Source organism: Lishizhenia sp. (assembly GCF_057456495.1).
Map to the genome: position 1 here is coordinate 1 of NZ_JBVCPV010000134.1, position 8567 is coordinate 8567.

Consider the following 8567-nt stretch of genomic DNA (forward strand, 5'->3'; position numbering starts at 1 on the left):
AAAGTCGCACCCCGAAGAATAGGTATACACCTCGCCCGGTTCAATAATTGGTTGTTCTCCTATTACACCTTCACCTTGAACGGTTCGTGGAGCAGCCAAAGAATCGAAAATTCTCCAATATCTGGAGAGGAGTTGTACGGCGAAAGAATTGCGATTTTCAATTTCAACTTTGTACGTAAAAAAGTATATAGATTGATATACTCTAGAAAGATCAGGTCTAAATTGAGTGCTTACGGAAATTTTAACACCAGAGTTGATAGCAGTGTTCATATGTATTAAGAGTATATATTCAACCTTTAATTTACAAAACTTTGGATATCTCTGAAATAAAATCAGCGAGTTAGACTTTATTTAGAATTATTCCAAATTAGCATAAGACCTTAGGTAGTCGACTAAACGTTTCAACTAGTTCCAAGTATTTTTTATTTTTGCCAAACTTAAACAAAGCTCTATATTAAGCATGTCAAAGACAGTTAAGCTACGAAAAGGGTTAGATATCAGGCTTGTAGGAGAGGCTGATAAGGTAACGGCAGATTTAGCAATGCCGAAAACCGTATCTATTAAACCCACAGATTTTCACGGTTTGGTGCCAAAAATGGTAGTTAAACCAGGTGATAAGGTACAGGCAGGATCTGTTATCTTTTTTGATAAATACAACGATGCTGTAAAATATGTGTCTCCGGTTAGTGGTGAAGTCGCTGAAATCGTAAGGGGAGAGAAAAGACGTATCTTAGAGGTTAGAATCAATGCTGATACTAACATCGAATACGTTCAAGCTTCTCCAGTTACTCCAGCGAATGCAGATGCAGAAAGCGTTAAACAAACTATGCTGAATGCAGGTTTGTGGCCTTTCTTGACGCAAAGACCATTAGGCGTAGTTGCAAATCCAGAGGTGGCTCCTAAAGCGATCTTTATTTCGGGATTTGATACTGCTCCTCTCGCTCCGGATTACGATTTTATTTTACACGGACAAGACGAAGCGTTCCAAGCGGGTATCGATGCGTTGGCAAAATTAACTACAGGTAAAGTTTACTTGGGGTTAAATGCTAAGGTGAAAGGTGATGCAGCTTTAGAAAACGCGAAAAACGTTGTAGTTAATCGTTTCGAAGGAAAGCACCCCGCAGGTAATGTTGGTACACAAATTCACCATGTTAACCCTATTAACAAAGGAGAATTCGTGTTTACAGTAAATGTACAGGATGTTGCTTTAATCGGAAGATACTTCTTAACAGGTAAGTTTGATGCCACTAAGTTGGTAGCATACACAGGTTCTGAAGCTACAAACCGTAAGTATTACAAAACAGTTATCGGTGCAAACCTTACTGATTTAGTGAAGAACAATGTAGAAGGGGATAACGTGCGTGTTATTTCTGGAAATGCCTTAACAGGTACTAACATTGGTGCTGAAGGTTGTTTAAGCTACTACGATAATCAAATCACTATTCTTCCTGAAGGTGATCAGTATAAATTTTTCCTTACAAAAGGTTGGTTAGGTCCTGGTTTCGATAAGTTCTCAGCATCTAAATTATTCCCAACTTGGTTAAACTCTTCTAAGAAGTATACTTTGGATACTAACCTTAATGGTGAAGAAAGAGGATTTGTTGTTACAGGGGAAATGGAAAAAGTATTCCCATTCGATATTTTACCAATGCAGTTAATCAAAGCTTGTATTACGGATGATATCGACGGAATGGAGAATTTAGGTATTTACGAAGTAATACCAGAAGATTTTGCATTGTGTGAATACGTTTGTACATCTAAGGTTGAGATTCAGGAAAAAGTTCGTCAAGGACTTGACTTGATTCAACAAGAATGTATGTAATACTAACTTCATAAGAGTATATAAAAGTGAAAGCATTAGAAAAATTATTACACAAGTGGGACCCAATGTTCGAAAAGGGTGCCAAGTGGGAAAAGTTTCATCCTTTATATGAAACGATGACCACTTTCGCATTTACACCAAAGCACGTTACTAAAAAAGGTGCGCACATTCGTGATGGTGTAGATTTGAAAAGAACAATGTTCATGGTGGTAATCGCCTTGATTCCTTGTTTATTATTCGGTATTTACAACACAGGTCACTGGCACTACGAAATTCAATCGTACTTACCAGGTTCTGAGTTTGAAGCATACAGAGATTACTGGACAGGTTTTGGAGATAAAGTATTGTATGGTTTATCCCGCGTTCTGCCATTAATCGTAGTTTCTTATGGTGTAGGTTTGGCCATTGAATTCGTTTTCGGATTCTTAAAAGGTCACTCTTTACACGAAGGATACCTAGTATCTGGAATGTTAATTCCTTTAATCATGCCAGTTGATGTTCCTTTATGGATGGTAGGTGTTGCTACAGCATTTGCCGTTATTATTGGTAAAGAAGTTTTCGGTGGTACAGGAATGAACATCTTAAACGTTGCTTTAACAGCAAGAGCATTCTTGTTCTTTGCTTACCCAACTGCTATGTCAGGAGACAAAGTATGGAAAGGTGGAACGGCAGACGTTATCGCTCAAAATGGTGGAATGTTGCCAGATGGTGCAACAGGAGCTACAGCATTGGCTGATTTACAGGCAATGAAAACTAACGTTACTGAAAGTGCTTCAGCATTGTTAGACAAATTCCAAGCACAATACGATCCAATTGACGCATTTATGGGAATGATCCCTGGGTCAGTAGGTGAAACTTCTACTTTAGCTGTATTGATCGGTGCATTGATCTTATTGGTAACTGGAGTTGCTTCTTGGAGAATCATCGTTTCTTTCTTTGCAGGAGGATTCTTATTCGGATTATTGATGAACGCTATAGGTGGTAACGCTTACTTTGACATGCCAGCATACTACCACTTAATCATCGGTGGATTCGCATTTGGAGCCGTATTTATGGCAACAGATCCTGTAACGGCAGCACAAACAAGTGTTGGTAAATTATGGTATGGATTCTTAGCGGGTTGTATTGCAGTGTTGATCAGAACATTGAACCCAGCTTACCCAGAAGGTGTAATGTTAGCAATCTTGTTTATGAACGTAATGGCTCCTATTATTGACCACTACGTAATTCAAGCAAATGTTAAACGTCGTTTAAAAAGACTTAAAACTGCATAGTAATGGCAATTAATAGAGATAGTAACGGATATACATTTGGATTTGCAATAGCATTAGTTGTTGTTGTAGGTACCATATTGGCATCTCTGTCGCTTGGTTTGGCGGATATCAAAAAAGCAAACGCAGAGAAGAAAAAGAAGATGGACATCTTAAGTGCCATTGGAATTGAGTCTACAAGAAGTACGGTAGATGGAATTTACGACGAAACAGTATTGAACTCTTTCGTAGTGGATGCAACTGGAAATGTAATGGAAGGTGAGAAAGCATTCAGCGTAGATGTAAGAAACCAGTACAGAAATAAGACGATAGCAAAAGCAGATAGAAAATACCCAGTTTTCGAAGCGAAGAACGCAGAAGGTGAAATGATTACAATTTTACCGGTTGTAGGTGCTGGACTTTGGGGACCAATTTGGGGATACATCGCAATTGGAGAAGACAACGAAACAATTGCTGGTGCTGCATTCGATCACAAAGGAGAAACTCCAGGTTTAGGAGCTGAGATCAAACAAACTTTCTTTGAGAAAAGATGGGTTGGAGAGAAAATCTCAGTAAACAACCAATTCCAACCAATTCAAGTTGTGAAGGATGGATCTGGTGTAAATGAAATGAAAGTTGACGGTATTACTGGAGGTACAATTACTTCAGTAGGTGTTGGTGAAATGATGAACCGTACCATGGCTGTTTACGTTAAATATTTCAACAACAAGAAATAAGGAAAGCGATGAGTGAAACTGTAGAAAAAACAAAAGCTCCAAGCGAGCCATTATTCTCGAAAAAGAATAGAAAATTAGTTACGGATCCTTTATCAGACAATAACCCAATTACAATTCAGGTATTAGGTATTTGTTCAGCTTTGGCGATTACAGTACAAGTTGAGCAGGCCTTTTGGATGTCTGTTTCTGTATTGTTCGTATTGGTAATGGGTAACTTAACAATCTCTTTGTTAAGAAACTTAATTCCGTCTAGAATTAGAATTATTGTACAATTAGTAGTTGTTGCCTCATTGGTAATTATTGTGGATGAATTGTTACAAGCCTTCGTACCAGATATTTCTGAGAAACTATCGGTATTCGTTGGTTTGATCATTACCAACTGTATTATCATGGGACGTTTCGAAGCATTTGCTATGGGTAACAAGCCTTGGCCTTCTATCATGGATGCCTTAGGTAACTCATTCGGATATGCTTGGATCTTGTTATTGGTAGCCTTAGTACGTGAGTTGTTCGGATCAGGAAAAATCTTAGGATTTGAAATTTTCGGTAACAACCTTCCAGGTGAAGAGTCTGGTTTATACGCTATGGGATACGTGAACAATAACATGATGATTTTACCTCCTATGGCTTTGATCGTAGTAGGAATCATTATCTGGGTGCAACGTTCAAGAAATAAAGCGTTAATCGAGGATCACTAGAAAAGAGATTTACTAATTATAAAAGACATTAAATAATGGATACTACATTAGACATATTTGTAAAAGCGATCTTTTCTGAGAATATGATTTTCGCATACTTCTTGGGAATGTGTTCTTACTTAGCTGTATCTAAAACTGTAAAAACTGCAGTTGGATTAGGAGCAGCGGTAATATTCGTATTGGGAATCACTATCCCAATGAACTACTTGTTACAAAACTACGTATTGAAAGAAGGTGCTTTAGGATGGTTAAATCCTGAGTACGGTTTAGATGGTGCACACACAATCGATTTAAGCTTCCTTTCTTTCATCATGTTCATCGCAGTTATTGCCTCTATGGTACAGTTGGTGGAGATGTTGGTTGAGAAATTTGCTCCTGCACTTTACGGTGCTTTGGGTATCTTCTTACCATTGATCGCTGTAAACTGTTCTATCTTAGGAGGTGCATTGTTCATGGCAGATCGTCAATACTCTACAATTACTGATGCAACAGCATTCGGTATTGGTTCAGGTATTGGATGGTTCTTGGCTATCGTTGCAATTGCTGCTATTCGTGAGAAAATTAGATACTCTCAAATTCCACCAGCTTTAAGAGGTTTGGGGATTACTTTCATCCTTACAGGATTGATGGGTATCGCTTTCATGAGTTTCATGGGTATTGAATACAAAAACGGAGATAAGAAAGCTGAAACTCCAAAAGTTGAGGCGGTTCAAACTTCACAAAACATCGAATTAAACAAATAAGATATGGGCTTAGGTATTATTATAACAGTAGCAGTATTCTTAATAGTAGTTTTGTTGCTAACGAGTATGTTGCTATTTGCTAAGGCAAAGTTATCTCCGTCTGGTAAAATTAAAATTACCATCAACGGTGATAAAGAATTAGAAGTAGATGGTGGTGGTTCACTACTTTCTACATTGGGTAACGAAGGAATTTTCTTACCATCAGCTTGTGGTGGTGGGGGTACTTGTGTACAGTGTACGTGTCAAGTACTTTCTGGAGGTGGAAACATCTTACCAACAGAAGAGCCTCACTTTTCTCGTAAAGAGATTGCTGATCACTACCGTTTAGGTTGTCAGGTGAAAGTGAAAGAAGACATGGAGATTAAAATCCATGACGAAATTTTAGGGATCAAGGAGTGGGAAGCAGAAGTTGTTTCTAACTACAACGTTGCCTCTTTCATCAAAGAATTTATCGTTGAGATTCCTGAAGATATGGATTACAAAGCGGGTGGTTACATCCAAATTCGTATTCCAAATTGTGTAGTGAACTTTAAGGATATGGACATCACTGCTCACCCAGATGATCACCCAGGAGAACCAATGAAATTCCAAACAGAATGGGATAAATTCGGTTTATGGGATCTTCAAATGAAGAATGACGAGGATGTAGTACGTGCTTACTCTATGGCTTCTTACCCTGCAGAAGGAAGAAGAATTATGTTGAACGTTCGTATTGCTACTCCACCATGGGATAGAAAAGCGAATGGATGGATGAAAGTTAACCCAGGGGTTGCTTCTTCTTACATCTTCAACTTAAAACCAGGGGATAAAGCAACTATTTCTGGTCCTTACGGTGAATTCTTTATCAACGAGGATTCAGATGCAGAAATGTTATACATCGGTGGTGGAGCAGGTATGGCGCCAATGCGTTCTCACTTGTACCACTTATTCAAGACATTGAAAACTGATCGTAAAGTTTCTTACTGGTACGGTGGTCGTTCAAGAAGAGAATTGTTCTACTTAGAGCACTTCCGTTCATTAGAGCGTGACTTCCCGAACTTTAAGTTCCACTTGGTTCTTTCAGAGCCATTACCAGAAGATAACTGGAAAGAGAAGAAAAGCATGGATGACGAAGGAGACGGATTCGTTGGTTTCGTTCACCAAGCAGTAATAGATAACTATTTAACACATCATGAAGCTCCAGAGGATATAGAATTCTATTTCTGTGGACCACCATTGATGAACAACGCGGTTGTTAAGATGTGTGATGACTGGGGAGTTCCACCAGAAAACGTATCTTTCGACGACTTCGGTGGTTAAGATATTTAAAAGCCCTCTTTTTAGAGGGCTTTTTTTATGCCCCAAATCTTCCTTAGGTAGTAGATTTCAATTGTGAATTACCTGTTAATAAAATAGACCTATATCTACCTTGTTTTAGCTCGCTATTGCGGTTTTGTTTCGTTATATTTGTTAGCCCTGTCTTAACGTCTAGTTAATGCAGGTACATAAATCATAAATTGTAGAATTTATAGTATGAGCGAAGAAAATTCAAAAGCAAATTATTCAGCGGATAATATTCAGATTTTAGAGGGATTAGAAGCAGTACGTAAACGTCCAGCCATGTATATTGGTGACGTAGGCGTAAAAGGACTTCACCACTGTGTTTACGAGGTAGTAGACAACTCTATTGATGAGGCCTTAGCTGGATATTGTGACACCATAAAAGTTTCTATCAATGAAGGAGAATCTATTACTGTTGAAGATAACGGTAGAGGTATTCCAACAGCGATGCACACGAAAGAGAAAAAGTCTGCACTAGAAGTTGTAATGACTGTATTACACGCAGGGGGTAAATTCGACAAAGATACCTACAAGGTATCGGGAGGTTTACACGGTGTAGGTGTATCTTGTGTGAATGCATTATCTAGTGATTTAAAAGCTACGGTATACAGAGACGGAAAAATTTGGCAACAAGAATACAAAATTGGTAAACCACAATACGACGTTAAAGTTGTAGGTGAGACTGAGTTGAATGGTACGATTGTTACTTTCCAACCGGATGCTTCGATTTTCGAACACACTGTTTTCAATTATGAGACTTTAGCTGCGCGTATGCGTGAGCTTGCTTTTTTGAATAAGGGAATTAAAATTACCTTAACAGATAATAGAGCAGAATATCAAGATGAAGATGGAAAAGCACCTGAAGAGGTTTTCTACTCTGAGGGAGGATTAAAAGAATTCGCACAATATTTAGATAGAAACCGTGAGCCACTTATTGAAGATGTAATTTACATCGATGGAGAAAAAGACGGTATTCCTGTTGAAGTAGCATTGACGTATAACACTTCGTACACAGAGAATATTCAAGCTTACGTAAACAACATTAATACCCATGAAGGGGGAACGCACCTTTCTGGTTTTAGACGTGGTTTAACAAATACTTTGAAGAAATATGCCGACGAAAGTGGTATGTTAACCAAAGAAAAAATAGAAATTGCTGGGGATGACTTTAGAGAAGGTTTAACGGCAGTGGTTTCTGTTAAAGTTCAAGAGCCGCAATTCGAAGGACAAACAAAAACAAAATTAGGAAACAGAGAAGTTACTGCTCCTGTATCGCAGGCAGTTTCTGAAATGTTGAAAATATACTTAGAAGAACATCCAAACGATGCGAAGAAAATTGTTGAGAAGGTAATCCTTGCAGCAAGAGCCAGAAATGCGGCGCGTAAAGCACGTGAGATGGTACAACGTAAGAATGTTTTAACAGGAAGTGGTTTACCTGGTAAATTGGCCGATTGTTCTTCTAAAGATGCTGCTGAATGTGAGATTTACTTAGTCGAGGGAGACTCGGCAGGTGGAACTGCAAAACAAGGTAGAGATAGAATGTTCCAAGCCATCATGCCTTTAAGAGGTAAGATCTTGAACGTTGAAAAAGCAATGCAACACAAAATCTTCGAAAATGAAGAAATTAAAAATATCTACACTGCTTTAGGAGTAAGAGTAGGTACAGAAGATGATGCGAAAGCTTTAAATACCGAGAAACTAAGATACCACAAGATCATTATCATGTGTGATGCCGATGTGGATGGTAGCCACATCGAAACATTGATTCTTACCTTCTTCTTCCGCTACATGCGTGAGTTGATTGAAGCGGGTTACATTTATATCGCGACGCCTCCTTTATACTTAGTGAAGAAAGGTGCGAAGTCAGATTACGCATGGAACGATGACCAACGTGACCGTTTGGTAGACCAATTCAAAGGATCTGGTCCAGCATCTTCAGTTGGAGTACAACGTTACAAAGGTTTGGGAGAGATGAATGCGGAACAACTTTGGGATAC

8 protein-coding genes are annotated in these 8567 nt (G+C 38.6%); 7 read left to right on the plus strand and 1 reads right to left on the minus strand.

Going from position 1 to position 8567, the window contains the following annotated elements; genetic code table 11:
- Window positions 1–270: ApaG domain-containing protein (locus AC22ZQ_RS10075; RefSeq protein ID WP_318958658.1), on the minus strand; the 270-nt coding region annotated here is incomplete at its 3' end.
- 190 nt (window positions 271–460) lie between these two features.
- Between AC22ZQ_RS10075 and AC22ZQ_RS10080 the strand changes: the two genes are divergently transcribed.
- From AC22ZQ_RS10080 to AC22ZQ_RS10110, 7 genes are all read left to right on the plus strand, one after another.
- Window positions 461–1822 (plus strand): Na(+)-translocating NADH-quinone reductase subunit A, encoded by a 1362-nt coding sequence (locus AC22ZQ_RS10080; protein ID WP_318958659.1) that lies wholly within the window; start codon window positions 461–463, stop codon window positions 1820–1822.
- 26 nt (window positions 1823–1848) lie between these two features.
- Window positions 1849–3096: an NADH:ubiquinone reductase (Na(+)-transporting) subunit B gene (locus tag AC22ZQ_RS10085; protein WP_318958660.1), complete on the plus strand. Its 1248-nt coding sequence runs from the start codon at window positions 1849–1851 to the stop codon at window positions 3094–3096.
- Between the two features lie 2 nt (window positions 3097–3098).
- Window positions 3099–3809, plus strand: coding sequence for an NADH:ubiquinone reductase (Na(+)-transporting) subunit C (gene nqrC / locus AC22ZQ_RS10090; protein WP_318958661.1), 711 nt, complete (start codon window positions 3099–3101; stop codon window positions 3807–3809).
- Window positions 3810–3817: 8 nt separating this feature from the next.
- On the plus strand, window positions 3818–4507 hold the full coding sequence (locus tag AC22ZQ_RS10095) for an NADH:ubiquinone reductase (Na(+)-transporting) subunit D (RefSeq protein ID WP_318958662.1): 690 nt from the start codon (window positions 3818–3820) through the stop codon (window positions 4505–4507).
- A 35-nt stretch (window positions 4508–4542) separates the two neighbouring features.
- Window positions 4543–5250, plus strand: coding sequence for an NADH:ubiquinone reductase (Na(+)-transporting) subunit E (gene nqrE / locus AC22ZQ_RS10100; RefSeq protein WP_318958663.1), 708 nt, complete (start codon window positions 4543–4545; stop codon window positions 5248–5250).
- Window positions 5251–5253: 3 nt separating this feature from the next.
- Window positions 5254–6549 (plus strand): NADH:ubiquinone reductase (Na(+)-transporting) subunit F, encoded by a 1296-nt coding sequence (gene nqrF / locus AC22ZQ_RS10105; protein WP_318958664.1) that lies wholly within the window; start codon window positions 5254–5256, stop codon window positions 6547–6549.
- A gap of 213 nt (window positions 6550–6762) precedes the next feature.
- The coding region (locus tag AC22ZQ_RS10110; protein WP_318958665.1) for a DNA topoisomerase subunit B at window positions 6763–8567 on the plus strand (1805 nt) is incomplete at its 3' end.